The 17,297-nt window shown below is 69.1% G+C and carries 10 protein-coding genes and 3 pseudogenes; 8 read left to right on the forward strand and 5 right to left on the reverse strand.

From position 1 onward, the window contains the following. Positions 1-139: 139 nt before the first annotated feature. Both STRTUCAR8_RS30850 and STRTUCAR8_RS30855 read left to right on the forward strand, forming a co-directional pair. Positions 140-1,957, forward strand: a complete 1,818-nt coding sequence (locus STRTUCAR8_RS30850) for a DUF262 domain-containing protein (protein ID WP_006380059.1) — start codon at positions 140-142, stop codon at positions 1,955-1,957. Beyond that, positions 1,954-3,000 (forward strand): CBS domain-containing protein, encoded by a 1,047-nt coding sequence (locus tag STRTUCAR8_RS30855; RefSeq protein WP_006380072.1) that lies wholly within the window; start codon positions 1,954-1,956, stop codon positions 2,998-3,000. The genes STRTUCAR8_RS30850 and STRTUCAR8_RS30855 overlap by 4 nt, the downstream gene beginning before the upstream one ends. 141 nt (positions 3,001-3,141) lie before the next feature. Here STRTUCAR8_RS30855 and STRTUCAR8_RS30860 read toward each other — a convergent pair whose 3' ends face one another. The 3 genes from STRTUCAR8_RS30860 to pglY form a co-directional block, all read right to left on the reverse strand. Next, a complete protein-coding gene (locus STRTUCAR8_RS30860) occupies positions 3,142-4,452 on the reverse strand; it encodes a hypothetical protein (protein ID WP_006380136.1) in 1,311 nt (436 codons plus the stop codon). Between the two features lie 235 nt (positions 4,453-4,687). Then, a complete protein-coding gene (pglZ, locus tag STRTUCAR8_RS30865) occupies positions 4,688-7,594 on the reverse strand; it encodes a BREX-2 system phosphatase PglZ (RefSeq protein ID WP_006380127.1) in 2,907 nt (968 codons plus the stop codon). After that, the gene (pglY, locus tag STRTUCAR8_RS30870) at positions 7,591-11,478 is read right to left on the reverse strand and encodes a BREX-2 system ATPase PglY (RefSeq protein WP_006380121.1); all 3,888 of its coding nucleotides are present in this window, start codon (positions 11,476-11,478) and stop codon (positions 7,591-7,593) included. Before pglY ends, pglZ begins: the two co-directional genes overlap by 4 nt. Positions 11,479-11,587: 109 nt before the next feature. On the opposite strand from pglY, the gene STRTUCAR8_RS30875 reads away from it, so the two are divergent. Continuing rightward, complete coding sequence (locus STRTUCAR8_RS30875; RefSeq protein ID WP_044473195.1) at positions 11,588-11,887, forward strand: hypothetical protein; 300 nt, start codon at positions 11,588-11,590, stop codon at positions 11,885-11,887. Next, positions 11,884-12,282: a hypothetical protein gene (locus tag STRTUCAR8_RS30880; RefSeq protein WP_006380119.1), complete on the forward strand. Its 399-nt coding sequence runs from the start codon at positions 11,884-11,886 to the stop codon at positions 12,280-12,282. Before STRTUCAR8_RS30875 ends, STRTUCAR8_RS30880 begins: the two co-directional genes overlap by 4 nt. Positions 12,283-12,531: 249 nt before the next feature. Here STRTUCAR8_RS30880 and STRTUCAR8_RS30885 read toward each other — a convergent pair. After that, a pseudogene (locus STRTUCAR8_RS30885) lies at positions 12,532-14,682 on the reverse strand (tetratricopeptide repeat protein). Continuing rightward, positions 14,679-15,089, reverse strand: a complete 411-nt coding sequence (locus STRTUCAR8_RS30890) for a hypothetical protein (protein WP_044473206.1) — start codon at positions 15,087-15,089, stop codon at positions 14,679-14,681. The pseudogene STRTUCAR8_RS30885 and the gene STRTUCAR8_RS30890 overlap by 4 nt, the downstream one beginning before the upstream one ends. Before the next feature lie 164 nt (positions 15,090-15,253). Between STRTUCAR8_RS30890 and STRTUCAR8_RS50465 the strand changes: the two genes are divergently transcribed. From STRTUCAR8_RS50465 to STRTUCAR8_RS52915, 4 genes and pseudogenes are all read left to right on the forward strand, one after another. After that, positions 15,254-15,586 (forward strand): hypothetical protein, encoded by a 333-nt coding sequence (locus STRTUCAR8_RS50465; protein ID WP_006380068.1) that lies wholly within the window; start codon positions 15,254-15,256, stop codon positions 15,584-15,586. Further along, positions 15,579-16,211 (forward strand): annotated as a pseudogene (locus STRTUCAR8_RS30895) (DUF6879 family protein). The gene STRTUCAR8_RS50465 and the pseudogene STRTUCAR8_RS30895 overlap by 8 nt, the downstream one beginning before the upstream one ends. After that, positions 16,195-16,299, forward strand: a pseudogene (locus STRTUCAR8_RS55440) (type II toxin-antitoxin system Phd/YefM family antitoxin); the annotation flags it as partial. The pseudogenes STRTUCAR8_RS30895 and STRTUCAR8_RS55440, both read left to right, overlap by 17 nt. 253 nt (positions 16,300-16,552) lie before the next feature. Continuing rightward, entirely contained in the window at positions 16,553-17,158 is a 606-nt protein-coding gene (locus STRTUCAR8_RS52915) for a hypothetical protein (RefSeq protein ID WP_006380094.1), read from the forward strand. The last annotated feature ends 139 nt before the right edge of the window (positions 17,159-17,297 follow it).

Consider the following 17,297-nt stretch of genomic DNA (forward strand, 5'->3'; position numbering starts at 1 on the left):
AGGAGGGTGGCCGTGGGTCGGGCCACGCTTCCCGCGGCAGCGCGGCGAGGCGCTCCCTTCGTTGAATCGGTTGACGGTCACCGGGAGACGCTGCTGGAATCACTCTCTGTACATACACGAGGGTGGGAGTGGGACGAACGTGGCGGCACTCGACAATGTGAAGCTGAAGGACGTACTGGCGGACGTGGCGTCAGGCTCCTTACAGTTGCCCGACTTCCAGCGGAACTGGAAATGGGACGACGACCGGATCCGCGCCATCATCGCGACGGTGACGCTCGACTATCCGCTAGGCGTGGTGATGACGCTGCAGACCGGCGGCGCCACCCGCTTCCGCTCCCGGACGCTCACCGGAGCACGCCCGGACGGCGATCCGTCCGCGGACCTCCTCCTTCTGGACGGGCAGCAGCGCCTCACCTCTCTCTTCCAGGCCCTGTGGCTGGACGCCCCGGTGGAGACCGCGGACGCCCGTGGCAAGCCCATCGAGCGGTGGTACTACGTCGACATCGCGAAGGCCGTCGGCCCCTCCGCGGACCGCGACGAGGCCATCCTGTCCGTCCCGGCGGACAAGGTGCTCCGCACCGACTTCAACCGCACGGTGGTGCTGGACCTGAGGACCACGGAGGGCGAGTGCGCGGCCGGCCTCTTCCCTCTGCACCTCGTCTTCGACGCCCAGCGCGTGAACCAGTGGATGATGTCGTACATCAAGGCGGACGAGAACCAGAACTGGGCTCTGTGGGGCCAGTTCGACGAGTCGGTCCTCCAGCAGATCCGTGCCTTCCAGGTCCCGATGATCCGGCTGGGCGCCTCCACCTCCATGGACGCCGTCTGCGCGGTGTTCGAGCGGGTCAACACGGGCGGTGTGCCCCTGAACGTCTTCGAACTTCTCACCGCGACCTACGCCGGGGACCGCGAGTACGAGAACCGGACCGGGGACTACTACCAACTCCCCCAGGTGTGGCGGGAGATCAAGCAGGGGCTGGCGGCCAAGTACCCGGTCTTCGGCCGTCTGGACAGCGGCCTCGAGAACGGGCTGAGCAGCATCGACTTCCTGCAGGCCATCGCCCTGGTCCGCACCTGGGAGCGGAAGCAGGCTCGCACCGGGGCGACGGTGTCGTGCAAGCGCCGGGACCTGCTGGACCTCCCGCTGGCCGACTTCATCCGCCTGGCGCCGAAACTCGCTGATGCTTTCGCCTGGGTGGGCGACTTCCTGGAACGGCAGTGCATCGTCCGCCCGAGGGATCTGCCGTACCAGACTCAGCTCGTCCCGCTCGCCGCCGTCCGTGCCATCCTCGATACGGCGCTGGACGGCCTGGGGTCGGAGGAGAAGACCGAGCAGTGGTACTGGTGCGGGGTCCTCGGCGAGATGTACGGCGGCTCCACCGAGACCCGCTTCACCCGTGACGTCGAGCAGTTCGTCCCCTGGATCGCGCAAGATGACCGGGCGCCCGACACCGTCACGGACGCCTTCTTCTTCGCCGACCGCCTCGACAGCCTCACCACCCGCAACAGCGCCGCCTACAAGGGCATCTACGCCCTGCTGATCAGGCAGGGGGCGGTCGACCTGCACTACACGGACAGCCCGCTCAAACCAGGCAGGCTGGACGAGTACGGCGTGGACGTTCGGCAGATCTTCCCCAAGACCTGGTTCCGGCGTGGCAACAGTGAGGGCCTGCCCACGAACTCCATCGTGAACAAGACCCCCCTGTCCTACCGTGCGGCGATGGACATGACGGGGGCGCCGGCGTCCTATCTGTCCACCATGGTCGCGGCCTCCGACATGCGACCCGAATGGTTCGACGACGTACTCACCACCCACCTCGTCGATCCGGAAGCGCTCCGCGACAACGACTACGAACGGTTCTACCGCGACCGTTCCAAGCAGTTGCAGGATCTCGTGCACGCCGCCATGGGCAAGAGGACCATGCTCCGTGACCTCGCGGAGGCCGACGCCCGATGACGACCTCACCGAGCGGGCCGGACCTCGCCGCGCTGAAGGGCAGAACCGTCCCCGTGCAGGACATTCTCGACCTGTTCCAGGTCAGAGTCCGCGACCATCGGACGGTGCACCGCATCTCGCAGGCACTCACGGACGCCGGGCTGACGACGCTGCCGGACTTCGCCGTGTGCGGCCAGCGCAGCAACGTCGACGTGGTGCCGCTCATGTCCGTCCCGGCGCGGGCCGCCCCCGCCGACGTGGAGGAGGACGAGACGGAGGAGGCCTTGCCCTCGGCCGCCCTTCCGCAGCGCCTGTTGCTCGGGGACATCCCGTCGGCGCGGCGTGGCCTGGTGTCCGTCGGTCCCGGCACGCCCCTGCCACAGGCTACGTTCCTGATGCGCACGAAGGGCGTCGCGCAGGTCCCGGTGACCACCGGTATGGCGCATGTCCATGGGGTTGTCACCTGGGGGTCCGTCGCCAAGATGTACGAAGCGGGCAAGGAACCGACGCTGGACAACGCGATGGAGAAGGACTCCTTTCCCCTCGCCGACACTCGCCAGGAGTTCTTCTCCGCCCTGCCGGTCATCCGCGAACACGGGTATCTCCTGGTCCGGGGCGACGACGGCTGTCTCTCCGGCGTCATCACCGCCGCGGACGTCACGGACCGCTTCGAGGGCGCGGCGCGGCCCTTCTTCATCGTCGGGGAGATCGAGTCCCTGCTGCGCCGCTGCCTGGGCGCGGCGCTGGACGAGGAGACCGTCAAGGCCGTCCAGACGAACAAGAAGCCCGACCACCGCACAGGGCAGGTCTCCGACCTCATGTTCGGCGACTACCTGAGGCTCCTCGACGGCGACCAGCTGAAGACGTCGCTGGCCGAGAGCGCCGACGCCAACTGGGAAGCCCTGAAGTGGCCCAACATGCCCAGGGAACAGTTCATCGGCCGCCTGAAACGGGTGAAGGACATCCGTAACCGGATCGCCCACTTCGACGAGAAGCCGCTTCCGCAGGAGATGATCGACGAGCTGACGACGTTCGCGAAACTGCTGCGGGCGTTCGTGTCCTGACGCGGCGGGTGGCGGTCCCGCTAGGTGAGCGTCAGGTTGGACCGGCAAAGCCAACGACATTCGTACGTCGGCGCGGTGTGGGGCCGGTGTCCTCCGGGACACCAGCCCCTTGTGACGGGATCGGCAAACTGCCCGGCCCGGTCAGCTGACGAACTCGACCGTGACGTTCGCCGTGCCAGGCACATGCGTGGCGTCGCCCGCATAGGTGACCGTGTACTGGGAATACGTGGTCCAGTCAGGCGGGGTGTCGCAGAAGTGGAAGGTGCCGTCCCGTGCGACCTTCACATCCGGCAGCTCCACGCCGTTGCGCGTCACCGTGACCGTTCCGTGCTTGAGGAAGGGGATCAGGGAGGTCAGTCTCCCCGTCACGGTGACCGGCGTGCCGACGGGGTTCGTCGGCGGGGCGGACAGAGTGATCGTGCTGGATGCCTTGGCGACGTCGGTGACGATGTCGAGGATGACCTCGCCCGAGTAGGGGAAGCGGGTGGCGAACAGCCGGTTGCCGTCGGGCGCCCAGGCCACGCCCCGGCGAAGCAGATCCATGTACGGCCACGACAACGCGACCGTGCGGTATGCGGTGGTCTCTCCCGCGCGGTAGAGGTAGATGTCCCAGTCCCCTCCCGCCACGATCCCGGCGGCGACCGTGCCGTGGGAGTCGACAGCGACGGAGTTGGGGTAGGGGCCCGTGTCGTACTGGGCCTCCTCCGTCAGGTCCGACAGGCGCCACCGCTGGTGGTAGTAGTTGGAGCCGTTCGCGGTGATCACACTGTTGCCGTCCGGCGTCACCGCCACGTCATCGACACCGCCGACGGCGTCGCTGTAGGCGGTCTCCTGAAGCGTGCCGGAGCCCACGTCGTACACACGCAGGCCCGCCGCGCCCTGGCTCTCCGCGGCGACGAGCCGGTCGGGCGCGCCCGACGACGAGGCGAGCCGCGGCTTGCCGTACCAGACGGGGTTGTCGTCCAGGCGGACGGTCGGGCTCGCCTCGGCGATGGCGACCGACCCGATACCGGCGTCGAAGACGGTGGCCTGGTAGCCGAAGAACAGCCGGTCGCCGGCGAGGGCTACGCTCTCCGGTTCGGTGTCGGTCCCGGTGGGGATGCGCCGTGTCTCGGTCAAGGTCGCGGTGTCGATGACGGAGATCGCGTCAGCGTCGGGGAGCGCAACGTACAGGGTGGACTCGTCGGCCGACTCGGCCATGCCCCGCGCCCCGTCGAGACCCTCCACCTTCTTCACGACCTGCCCGTCGTGGTCGGTGGCCAGCACCGCGTCATCGCCGGGCGAGCTGACATATACATGGCGGCTGTCGGCGAGGGTCTGCCAGTGCGACCGCACGGGCAGGACGATGCCTCCCTGGGGCTGTGCCGCTGCCGTGCCAGGGGCACCGAGCAGATTGAACGACGCGGCCGCTAAGACCAGCGCGGCACTCGCCGCACGTCTTCGTATAGGCACCTTAGGAGCTCCTTCGAGAACGGATCCGGCCGCACGGGCGCGGCCGGTGGAACAACTGTAAAGATCCGCAATGACGTTGGGCCCGGGTGAAGGCAGCGCTGGCATTCCCTCGGGAGCAGTGGGCTACGTTCACCGCCTACGCGAGTGAGACTTCTGCGTGGGAACAGCGATCCACGAGCAGCGAACACACGGCTCGGGATGCCTTCGGGCGAACGCCAGAGGCACCCCGAGTCTGTCAGCCCGTCCTGAGGGCGAACTGCTCACGCAGCAGCGCATCGTGGAGCCGTAGCGTGCGCCCGTCCGGCAGGGTTTCCAGCACCTGTACGCCGTCGTAGTTGAGGAGTTGCCGGAGCACCGCGGCGAAGCCGTCGCCCCGGTTGGTGGGCAGGCCCGCGCGCTGGGCGAGCGCGGTCACGGGCAGGGTGCCACCGGCGTCGAGCAGGGCGGCGAGGGCCTTGTGGACCTGCTCCTGCTGCGGCTTGCGCGCCAGACCTTCGAGCTGCCCCTGATACGTCTCCGAGTCGAGCAGCGCCGCCACGAGCACCTCGGTCCGGGAGACGACGGTCGGTGTGAGCAGGGCGTCGTCTCCCCCGGCGGTCAGCATCACGTCGAACAGCGCGTCGGGCAGCGACTCCGGATCGGGCTGCTTCTTGCGGGGCTTCGCCGTCGCCTTCTTCGGAGCCACACCGGCAAGCCGAGTCGAACGCTCGTCCGATGCCGATCTCCCCGCCTCCTCCGGAGCCCACCAAGGCGGCCGTTGGTCCCCCAACTCTCGCCATCCCTTGGGCGGTTCCGCCCCGAACGGCAGGAAGGCAAGCACCGGGATGGTGAACTCGGCGAGAGACGCCCCGCCGTGGTAGCCGGCCTTGAGGGCGGTGTAGCGGGAGTCCGCGTCCCAGAGGGCGACGATGGACGCGCCCGGGTCGGGCCAGACCACACGCGGCCCGGAGAGAGCGATCTCCCGTTCGCCGAGCGGGCCGCCGCCGGGCAGGCGGTGGCGCGCGGACTGCGGTTCGGTGGCCGCGTCGGCCTTCGTACCGTGCCGGTCGACGACGTGGCCGTGGTCGCTGGTGACGATGACCGCCATGCCCTGGGCCGCCGCCACCCGGAGCAGCTCGCGCAGGCCGGGTACGTCGTCGACCCGCCAGGTACCGTCGCCGAGTTTCTGTTCCTTGGCGAGGCGGTCGTCGATGGCGTTGAGGACGACGGCGACATGGGTCCTGCCGTCGGTGAGCACTCCGGTGAGGGCCTGGCCGAAGGTGTCACCCGCTGTCTCGGTGCGCAGGTCGTCCTTGTGGAAGACGGCGGCCGGTGCCCCGCTCCACAGCTTCAGCGCGGGAAAGAGCCTCTTCTCGTCGGCCTGAGTGCCCTTCATCAGGATGCCCGCGAAGAGCGAGGTCCGGGACACGGCCGTCACCGTGGGCAGCGCGGCGGCCATCGCCCGCCGACGCGGAGTGTCCTCGGCCAGGGGGTCGAACTCCGCCCAGGAGCGGCGCAGTTCCTCGCCGAGTTCGTTCGCTATGGCCGCGCTCATGCCGTCGAGCACGAGCAGCAGCACCCGCCGTTCCTCCCCGCGCCGGACGACGGGCCCGACCACCCGGTCGAGGAAGGTCTCGACGGTGAGCATGCCGCCGGGCGGGGTGCCGTCCTGCGTCCAGCCGGCCAGCGAGCGCGCGAAGGACGCGTCGATCTGCCGCCGCCGGTCCCTGACGCGCGTGCCCAGCGTGTCGTAGGCGGCCTTGAGAACGGAGTCCGGGTCGCCGCCGGCCTCGATGTGTTCCAGGGCGAGGTCGGCCCATCCGGTCTCGGCGGTGTGCCGCTGTATGGCGTCGCCGACGCTGGGTGCGTCGGCGGACGGGTCGGTGGCCAGCCAGCGGGCGAGGCGCTGCCCCATGCGGGCGCGTTCGATGCGGGCGGACTCCTCCGGATCGGTGGCGAGTCTGTGGTCCGCGAGCCGTCCGACGGCCTCCGCGACCGCGGCCGTGTCGCCCGCCGCGAGCGCCCGGCCGATGGCGGTGAACCGGGCTTCCATGCCGCCGCGCAGGACGGGGCTCGACGCGACGGCCGCCTCCGCGCCGAACTGGCGGGCCAGTACGGCAGCCCGGTCGAGCACGATGCCGCTGGTGCGGCGCGCCTCGCGGGCCTGGTCGGCGTCGATGCCGCCGCCCCTGTGTCCGGCCGTCAGCAGCGTGCTCACGTACTCCTCGGCGGACCGGCCGAAGACGCCCACCAGGGCGTCGAGTTGTTCCCCGACAGCCGGGGGCTGATCGCCGAAGTAGCGTTCGGCACGGCCCCGGGACTGATACGTCTCGGGGGCAGTTTCGGCGTGCTGCCACAGGGCCGCGCACACGAGGCCGAAGGCTGCGGCGTCCGAACCGCGCTCGGCGTCGACGAGAGCGAGCAGAGCGCGTCCGGCGAGACCGGCCTGGTCCTCCTCGCCGAGGAAGGCGGCCAGGCCGGCGCGCTCAGGCCCTCGTAGGCCCAGCAGCCGCTCGGGGGCGCCGGGCCCGGTCGACCAGTGCAGCAGGGTCTGCGCGTCGAGCCGGTCTTCGCCGAGGCGTCGCGGGCCGTCCTCGGTGTCGTAGCGGCCGAGGCGCAGGCGGCGCTGGGCGAGCGCGGTGAGGGCGTACTGCCGGGACAGCCAGCCACCGGGCACCGGCTGCCAACCGCCCGGCGGGGTGGCGTCGAGCAGGGCTTCGGCGGCCCAGTTGACGTCCTTCAGGCGCGGGTCGATCTGCCGGGCACCGAACGCCTCCCGCACGACGTCCCAGCTGTCGACCATGTCGATGCGCTGCTTGTGGACGCGGGCGGTGATCGCCGGGTCGAGTTCGTTCTGTTCGCGGTCGGTGAGGACGACCAGGACGGCGGGGCCGGGGCGTCGGCCCGTCAGATGGTCGAGGACGAGTTCGTGGACGGCGAGCGGGGAGGGAGCCACCGCGACGCAGGCCGTCCGGCCCTCGCCCCAGGCGGGTTCGGCGGGCCCGTCCCACTGGAGCGCGGACCGCAGCAGCACGACCCGGCGCCTGCCCCCGCCGTCTCCCGTCAGAGAGGCGGCGAGGGATGACTGCGAGGACAGGTACTGGGTGACGGTCGCGGTGTTCAGCCGGACGGCGCCCGGGGCGGCGGCGACAGTGTCCGTCATTCGACGACCTTCCAGGTGATCTCGATCGTCGCGTCGGGGTGGCGGGCGGCCAGTTCGGACAGTTCCGCCTGGAGGTCGGCGGCGGCGCGTGCCACGGTCGTACGGCGGCCACCGGCCGTTCGCGCGGAGCCGCTGCTGGAGGAGGCCGGTGTGGGTGTCGCCGGCGGGGTGAAGGGGATGCGCGGATCGCTCGTCGGCCTGCCCAGGTCCAGGTCGTCGGCCGTGGGCTGCGGCGCGACGGGCGCGGGCGGCTGGGCGACGGCCTGGCTGCGCTTCACGAGGGCGACGACCTCGCGCTGGGTGCGGGCCAGGGCGTCACGCAGGTCCGCGGTGCGCTGGTCGTCGCGGGCCACGTTGCGCAGCGAGTCGAGTAGCGCCGCGCCCTCGGGGCCGAGTCCGGCGGCGAGTTCGAGGGTGCTCCAGGGCGCGGAGGCGATCGCCTCCGCGACGCTTCGGGCCTGCTTGATGGACGTCCCGTACCGGTCCGCACTGGTGTCGCCGAGGTCGAAGGAGGCGAGAGCCTCCACGGTCTTCTTCGCCCCGGCCGCGCCCTTGCCCGCCTCCGCCATGACGGCGTCCAGCAGTTGCAGCGAACGGCGGGCGAGGGCGAGCCGTCCGGAGTCGGCGGTCTGGTCGAGGCCGAGGAAGGAGGCGTGGGCCTCCAGTTGGTGCACCAGGTCGGCCGCGTGGTCGCGGTACGTGCGGGCGGCCTCGACGATCTGGCGGGCGAATTGATTGATCATTCGCCCGCGCCGTAGAGCGGGCGGCTTGGCTCCGAAGATCGTCTCGAAACGCTGCCGCGCGGTGTCCCAGTCCGTCTCGGCAGGCCGCGGCTGGCTGCGCAGCGCGTCATGGTCCTTGATCGCGGACAGTTCGGGCGCGGGGTCGAGTACGGTGCCGCCGCGCACCCACACCCGGTCGTCCATCTCGGCGAACGCGGCGACGACCAGCCGGGCGAGGAATTCGGGCAGGCCGCGCGGGTCGGGCTTGTCCGTCCAGTCGGTCAGGGTGATCAGGGACAGGTCCCCGGTGCTGCCCTGGGCGCTGGCGAGCTGACGGAAGTGGTCGGCCCAGTAGCGGGACAGCTCGAAGTACGCCTCCTTCTGCTGCCCGAGGCGCAGGGGCCCGGCGATCCGCTGCATGAGCTTCCGATCGACGGCCGGGACCTCCACTCGCCCGTCACGCGCCTCGGCGGCGGCCCGCACATGGGTGAACACCTTGCGGGTGTCCGCGGATTTGACGGCGATGCCGGTGCCGTCGACGTCGAGGTCGGGGTGCGCCGGGTACTGGTGGGTGAGCAGCTTGCCCGCGACGTGCCGGATGCCGTCGTGCAGGCTCTGCCCGAAGGACAGGGTGAGGCCGTCGACATCGGGCAGCGGGACCAGGTGGTCGTCGAAGTCGGGCACGACGTCGGCGGCCTGCTTCTGGGCGAGCCCGTAGGCCTGCTTGAAGGCGCCTCTGACCTGCTTGAGCAGAGCCTCGCGCTGCGTTTCGAGGAGGCCCTTGGCGCGGCTGCGGTTGTCGGCGTTGAGGTGTCCGGCGTACTGGGTGTCGAAGCGGTGCTCGTCGGCGAGGGCCTTGTCGATGACGACGAGACGCCGGAAGTCGGCAAAGCGCTGCGCGGACAGATGTGCGGGCAGCCAGGCGACGACACGGGACCGCTCGCCCTGTTGGCGCTCGCGCAGCCGCTGCATTCGGATGGCGTCCTCGCGAGGCCCGTACTCCCCCTCGTCGAAGGGGAGGTCTATGGCGATACGCCAGCGGCCGTCCTCCTGCGGCATCAGGTCGTGGTCGGGCAGCTCGTCCTCGTCGGCGAGGTTGCCGAAGACGATCTCGGCGGTGCGGGAGGTACCGCGCCAGGTGAAGCCGAGCAGGTCGCTCAACTGCCCGTGCTCGACGCCCAGTTCCTTGGACAGCAGGCGCCGGGCGAGGGCGACCCGGTTGCCGGGGTTGTCGTTGACCTGGGCGTTGGCGATGACGGAGTCCACGTCGACGCCGGACAGCTCCAGCCGTACGCCGGGGTTGGCGTCGGTGCCGGTCTCCTTGATCTCGGGGAACCTGGCCGCCCACTCGGCGACCTTGTTCTTGATGATCCCGACCTCGGCGCCCGGGATGGGCGCGAGAACCGACCCGTGGTTGAGCGCGCCGAGCCGTCGGATGGTCAGCTCCGCCAGGGAGGGCACGCTGGGCGCGAGCGCGGACAGCAGCAGGGTGCACACGAGGCGGTTGTCGCCGACGAACATCCGGCAACGGTTGGTGCGCTGCGGGTCGGTGATGGACTCGGGCCGGTTGACGTACTGCTCGACGTCGTCCTCGGTGATGTCGTACGAACTGAGGAGATAGGGCCGCAGCTTGGTCTTGTACAGCTTGTCGGCGGCCTCGAAGACGACCTTCAGGCTGTCGGTGAACGGCTTGTCGCCGCCCTTCGAGATCACCGGGTAGAGGTCACCGACGGGGATGAGCTGCCCGAGGCGGATCTCGTTGCGGTGGTCTGCGAGGAGTTCGCCCATCAGCTTCAGACCGGTACGGGAGCGCTGCAGGGCGGACGAGATGTGGACGAGGGTGTCCATGAACGCCGGTGAGAACGGGTACGTCAGCCGGAAGGACTCGGCGTCCGCGCCGGTGGTGCCCTTCTCCGAGCCGAGGAGGGTGTCCCAGACCTGGGTGCCGACCCGTTTGGTCTGCTCGAAGGCAGCGTCGACGAGTTGTTCCGCGTCGGCGTCCTTCGGCTTGAGGATGCGCGCGTGAGCGATCTGCGGAAGGTTGCGGTCCTCCAGGGTGATCTTGTCGAACCGGCCGGAAGCCAGGTTCAGGGTGTCCTGGATGGACGCCTCCGCCGCTCCCGACACCTCTTCGCCGACGAGTTCACGCAGGTCACGCTGGCGGGCGATGAACGACACGACGGGGATGGCACGCCGGGCGTCACCGCCCTCCACGAAGTTCGTGATCTTGCTGGCCTCACGGGCCACGAACTTCTGCTCGTGGATGAGCGTCGCGAGCCAGAGGATCAACTCGTCCAGGAAAAGGATCAACCCGTCGTAGCCGAGTGACTTGGCATGCTCGGCGATGACGGACAGACCGGCGTCGAGGGAGATGAAGCCGTGCTCGTTCTCGATGGCGTTCCTGGCGAAGCCGGGGAAAAGGTTGGTGCCGGCGTCGTTGACCAGTTTGGCGCGCAGTTCGGCCGGGGTGGAGGGGTTGCGGAGGTTGAGCGGGGTGCCCCCCTCGTGGTTCTCCTCGGCGGCGAGGGCGGTGTCGAGGAGCTGCGGGGTCCAGGCGAAGCCCTCACCCCACTCGTCCGTCTCACCGTCGCCCGCGTCGCCGCCGCCCAGACCTCGGACGACCGCCTCGTCCCCGTAGGTGGCACGGTTGGCGCGGATGTCGGCGAAGAGGGAGTCGGTCCGGTACACCTGCGGGGTCGGAGCGTCGGGGTGCAGCTTCTTGACGTGCGTGACGTACCCGCCGAGCACCCGCTGTTCGAGGGCCTTCGCGCCGAGCATGTGGTACGGCACGAGCAGGAACCTCTTGCCGTCCGTGGTCAGCCACTCGTGCTTGGTCAGCACCGGGTCGAACTCGGTACGGGCACGGGCGGCCGGGTCGCCGCTGAGCAGCGCGTACAGCACGGCCATGAAGTGCGACTTACCGGAACCGAACGAGCCGTGCAGGTAGGCCGCCTTGGAGCGGTGCCCGTCGAGCGAGGACTTGATGAGTGCCAGCGCCTCGTCGAAGTTCTCCAGCAGCCGCTCGGTGACGACGTAGTCCTTGAGCGCGTTCTGTGCGCCCTCGGGTGTCGTCGCCTCGGCGAGCGACAGCACGAAGTCCGAGGTGGAGATGTTCTCTTTGATGTCGATGACATCGCGGAGGAGGGGCTGCTGCTGGGCCATTACCGGTCACGCTCTCCATCTGGCGGGCTCTCCCGCCGCTTGTACTCGATCGTGTGCAATGCCTGCTGTCAGCTGGCTACCCGGCCCACCCCTCGGTATGGTCGATGGTATGGCAACCAAGAAATACACTGTGACTCTTCCCGAGGAGCTTGCCGAGGCCATCCGGGCCGAGGTCGGCCCCGGCGGCTTCAGCCGCTATGTCACGCACGCCATAGAGCGCCAGCGGGAGCGGGAGCGCCTCAGCGAGGCGGTCGACTGGTGGGAGAAGGAATACGGCGAGGTCACCGAGGCCGAGATGGCCGAGGCGGAGGCGGAGCGCCGGGAGATCGAGCGCAGGCATGCGGAACTCGCCCGCGCCGAGCGTGCCGCAGCCGAGGAGGCACCTGAGCGGTCTCGGAACGCCGCGTGACGGGCGAGGTGGTCTACCTGCTCGACAGCGAGGGTCTGTCCCAGTGGGTCCGAGGGGAGCGCCGAATGGGCATGCGCATCAAGGACGCCCTCAAGGCCGGCATCCGAGTCATGACCACATCGATGACCTTGATCGAGGCCTACGACCCGACGCGCTATCTCCCGTCCTGGCAGTGGGCGCTCTCCCAGATCCACGTCCAAGCGGTGACCGAGGAGGTCGCCGGCGAGGCGATCCGCCTCCTCAAGGAGACGGGCCTGCATGGCCACAAGTACGCCATCGACGCGGCCCTCGCCGCCGTCGCACTGCGGCAGCCCGGCCCGGTCACCGTGTTCACGTCGGACGAGGACGACATGCGCAAGCTGTGCGCCGACCGCGTCGTGGTCGTGAAGCTCTGAGCCGAGCACGGCCCGTCCCCCTTCGCGCTTCGCTTCCTGCCGTGTGCCGGCGCGCCCTCTCCCCCACGCCCGGAGGAGGCAACCGGCTCGACCCACTGGGTACGGTCCGCCGCCACGGGCACGAGGCCGACCACCGGTCCAGATCGTAGGGCGAAATCCGGAGATTCGGATAGGCGGCGATACGCGCGACCTGCCAATCCTACGGGTGCCCGAACACTGAGCATCACCGGGCAGTCACGCAGCCCGCTGTCATCCGCCGGGCGGTCGTGGCGGGCGCCATCGGCCCGATCGGTACTCGTCCAGCAACCGACGGCTCGCGACCGTGAAGGGGTGTTCGGGGCCCAGGCCGCGCTCCCGCCGTGCGAGGACATCGGTCATCAGCTCGATCCCCACGTCCACGTGGCCGAGCGCGGATCGCGTTCGGGAGTAGAGCTGCCGGGCCGCGAGCACGACCGGGTACTCGGGCCCGAAGCGACCCACATACGCTTCGGCGACCAGCCGTATTTCCTCGTCGGCCTCGTCGAAGCGGCCCAGTAGGTACAGCGCCCAGGCGTGGTTGTGTCCTGCGCCCAGCGTCACCGTGTGATCGGGGCCGAGGAGCCGGGCGCACTCCGACGGCAGCGAAAGCAGCGCGCCGCCTTCCTCGGTCACCACCTCGGAGGCGGGCAGCATCTCCAGCAGACTGGCGCGGGCGCGCAGGGTCATGGGGTGCGCGGGGCCCAGTGTTGTGCGCCGACCGGCGACGGTGGCCCGGAGAAGTGCCAGTGACTCCTCGCGTCTGCCGAGGTTTGCCAGCACGAGCTGAAGGCCGTAGCCGCTGTCCAGGGTGTCGGGGTCGTCGGCCCCGAAGAGTCTCTCCTGGGCGGCACGGACACCGCGCAGCGACGACTCGGCTTCGGCGTACCTGCCCAGTCGGAACAACGCCCGGCCGGCCCTGGAACGGGCGGCCAGTACGAGACGGTGATCCGCGCCGAGCAGCGGCTGCGCGAGGTCCGCCGCGATACGGGAGGTCTCCCAGGCCGAGAGGTAGTCGCCCGTGCGGTGCAGGGCGACCGACAGTCGCGTCGCGACGGACAGGGCATCGGACAGAGCCGACGGTTCGCCGATGCGTCCCAGCAGGGCGAGCGCATGAGGTACCAGCAGTCGCAGCCGCGGATCGTAGGGGCCCGCGTCAGGTACGGCGGGAACGGCCCCGTCGAGCAGCCGGACGGCCGTCGAGTCGAGTGCCTGCAACCGCTCCGCGGGTGTCGCCGCCGAGACGCTGTCGAGAAGTACTCCATGACTCTGTACGCAGCGCACGCCAACGTCGACCAGTTCGGTCAGCGACTGGTCGAGCAGGGCTCTCAGCGCTGTTTCGGTACGGGCACGGGGGAGGACGCCACTGATGTCGGCGCGGTTGAGCACGTACAACGGCAGCGGCTCCGGAGCGAGCCGGGCCAGCAGCCTGAGCAGTGCCGCCGCTTCGGGCAGCCCTCGCGCCTCGAACGCGTCGAGTGTCAGCTGCCAGGTCATGCCGACCAGGTGCCGCGGGTCCGCCTCGGACAGCGCGTCAGCCCCCTGGTCGATGAGCTGGACTCGTTCGTCTAAGTCAAGGTGATGCCCGTAGGCATCCATCGTCCAGGGGTCGAGCACCTGATGGGAGAGAAAGCCGCCGGCCAGGGTAAGGGCGAGTGGCAGCCGCCCGAGCCGGTCCGCGATCTGCGCCGCCTGCTCCGCCGTACCGCTGTGCGGGGCGAGGTCACACAGCACGAGTGCGGCGTCCTCGCGCGGCAGCACGCCGATGTGCTGCAGTTCGGCCCCCGGCCACCAGCGAGCGGCTGCCCGGCGGGTGGTCACCACGACAGTGCCGCGTGGGCTGGTGCGCAGCCAGCTGCCGTCCCGCAGGATCTCCGGCTCGTCGGCGTTGTCGAGGACCAGCAGCCACGGCTCGGCGGAGTGGTCGAGATACTGCCAGACGAGATCTGCCGCTGGACGGAGGCCGTTGCGGGCAGCCAGCAGTTCGCCGTCACTCGCCCCCCGGTCCGCCGCGACGGCCAGCATGCCGGCGCGCAGGCTCGCATGGTCGGAGGCGTTGACCCACAGGCCCACCCGGCCGCCGTCGCCGGTAGCCACCGCGAAGAGGGCACAGGCGACCGCCGTCTTGCCGCAGCCGCCCATGCCGTACAGCACGTAGACGTCGCCGCCGCGACCGGCCTCGACGCTTGCCCGAGGCGTTCCATGACCTCGGTGCGGTCGCGCAGCACGCCCGGGGTGCGCCCGACCGCAGCGGCGCACCGAGTCCGGGCCACTCGGCCCTGTCGTGCCGCCGCCGTGATGGTGGTGTTCGTTGATGTGCTGGTCGCCCGACGCCTGGTAGACACGCCCTCGGTCCTCGGCGTGAGCGTCCATCCCACCAGTCATCGCTCGGTGATGTGCTGGTCTCGTCCCGCTTGGTAGACCCGGGCCTGACCGGAGGCGGTGGCGTGCTGCGTGACGTGCCGGGCAGCCGCGCCATCGGGATCGACTTCGTCCAGCAGCCTGCGCAGTTCCTCGGCGGCGGTGGGCCGGGCGACGATCAGGCGCCGTAACAGCCCCTGCCACTGCAGACGCAGTTCGTCCAACGTCTCCTGGTCATTCGCCACCATGGCGGCCAGAGCGTCCTCGCGGCCGGCCTCCAACTCGGCAGCCACGGTCCCGGCACGCTCGGGTTGCGTCCGACGCCAGAGCTGTGTGAGCCCGTCGCGAGTACGGTGCCAGCCATCCGTTGCCATCAGCGTGACCAAGGTGGTTCCTGCGCTTTGTGCGAGCGCGGTCACCTCGAGGTCCACGACACCCTCCACATCACTCGTTTTTTCGACAACGTGGCGGAAAAGCAGCACTTGTCAGGTGCCGGTGTGATTCCTTCTCCCGATCAATATCGTTCCACTCTTGAGAGAGATGAGACAAGGAGGCATGGCGCGGCACCATTTCGAGCGCGGACCAGACTTGACGCATGGTCAGGCAAGCTTGTCGGCCGCTACAGTACGACACCCGACCGATCGAGGGGGCGACGGCTGCGACCAGGCCATGGGAAGCGGATCCGGACACGACTTTCAAACGGCGTCTAGGAAAATCACCTCAAGAGCTGGGGAACACGACCGGCACCCCTGACTGCCCCGACATCTGGGAACTCGCCAACGGAGACATCGCCGTCATCGGCCGGGACCTCACCCAGTCGCTCGGCGCGAACCTGCCCGCCGGGGTCTCGATCGGGGCGGATGAACGACTCGTGGTCATCCCGAGGAACATGCTCGTCGCGGCGAAACCGGATATCCCCAGTGTTTGATTCCTTCCCCAGCGGTATTTATGAGCGCATGGATCGCCCCACGTATCACGCGGACTTCGGCCGGATCTACAACAGCGGCATCGACTTCCTGAACAAGCTCGAACGCGGACAGCATTTCAAGGAGCGAGGCTTCGCCAGCTGGGAGGCTTTCGTCGCCGGTGACTGGACGAGGGCGCTTTCCCTCGCCCAGGAGAGGCGCGACGACTACGCCCAGGAACTCCAGAAAGCGGCGCAACTCGGCATTCCACACCGCCGCCTTCGCGTCGTGTAGTTCCCGATCACGCCGTACGTGCAGTGGGAGTTCTTCGTGCTGCGGGTGCGCGTGGACCTGGGCGACGACATCAGAGTGCTCGATGCCCGCAAGATCTCGGACATCGAGAAGGAACGCCCGGTCCCGGAGGTGGTGATTGTCGGCGACGTGGCCATGTACGAGGTGGTCTACGACGATGACGGGAACGCGGCAGGCGCCAACCGCTTCACCGAGCCGGCCCTGATCCGGGAAACGTGCCTCGGATTCGACACGCTCTACGAGCGTGGTGAGGGTTTCTACGACTTCTTCGACCGGGAGATCGTCCCGCTCGACCCGCCACAGGGGTCCGGCGTTCAGGGTCCTGATGTCCGCTGATGACTACGGCTCCTGACAGGAGACCGTCTACCTGCTGCGCTCCCCCGCCAACGCGCGCAGCTTCATGGAAGCCGTCGCACGGGACCAGGGCCAGCGAGACCGAGTTCTTCCGGGTGTGGCTGGCTCGGCGAGTCTGTCCTCGGCCTCAGTGAGGGCAGCGGTCAGCTCCAGGAGCTGGTGTCGCAGGTCGTTGGCGTGCGCTGTGGCCTGTTCGTGCTGCCCACGGAGGACTTCCTTGGTGCGTGCGTACATCATTTACGTCTATATCACTGTAACCAAAGGCTTTTTTCTGACGTTTACGTAGATGACAGCTATCTCACGGCTACAGCGAGAGGGAAGGCATGGCCTCTGCGAGTACGACGGATCCGGAGTCAGAGCCGGAGCCGGAGCCGGATAGCCCACCTCGTCCGCGCCGTTGGCTCACCCCACTCACCGTCACGCTCTGTGCGGCGGCCATCGGGGCGGTAGCCACCCTGGGCGTCCCCATTGTCACCGAAATCTTCGACGATGACGTGACACCTCCACCGACACCGACCAACACCGAGACACCTCCGCCAATACGGTGCAATGACCGTGCCGTACAGATCAACGCACCTGATCAGGTCGGCAGCACTTTCGAGACGACCACCACGGTGCTCTGCCCGCCGTCGAAGGGGACGAAGTACTACTTCATCAGCCAGGAAGACAACGTCGGCGAGAAGGGCACGGAACACTCTGTCTACTGCCCCAAGGAATCCATCCTCCCCGGCGAAGAAACGAGCAGCTACACAACCAAACGCGAGGTCCAAAGGTCGCCCGTCGGCTCCAAGAAATCGCTCTACTACCTGCAAGTCAACGCCGCTCAGGAGCAGGAGCTGTTCACAAACCTGGTGGACACCTGCGCCTGGAAACTGCCGCTGGATGCGCGCCCAATCTCCAACACCGTCACGATTCAGCGCCTTTGGTAGCGAGAGGGCGTTAAATCCGTTTCTCGTATTGGCCGCGTCCGGGCCGGGTGAGGATGCCTTGGCGGACGAGTCGTCCGAGGCGGGAGCGGGTGACGTTCACCGTGGCCTCGTCGGTGGGCAGGCCGAGCAATTCGTGGAG

The sequence above is a fragment of the Streptomyces turgidiscabies Car8 genome (assembly GCF_000331005.1).
Classification (GTDB): Bacteria; Actinomycetota; Actinomycetes; order Streptomycetales; family Streptomycetaceae; genus Streptomyces; species Streptomyces turgidiscabies.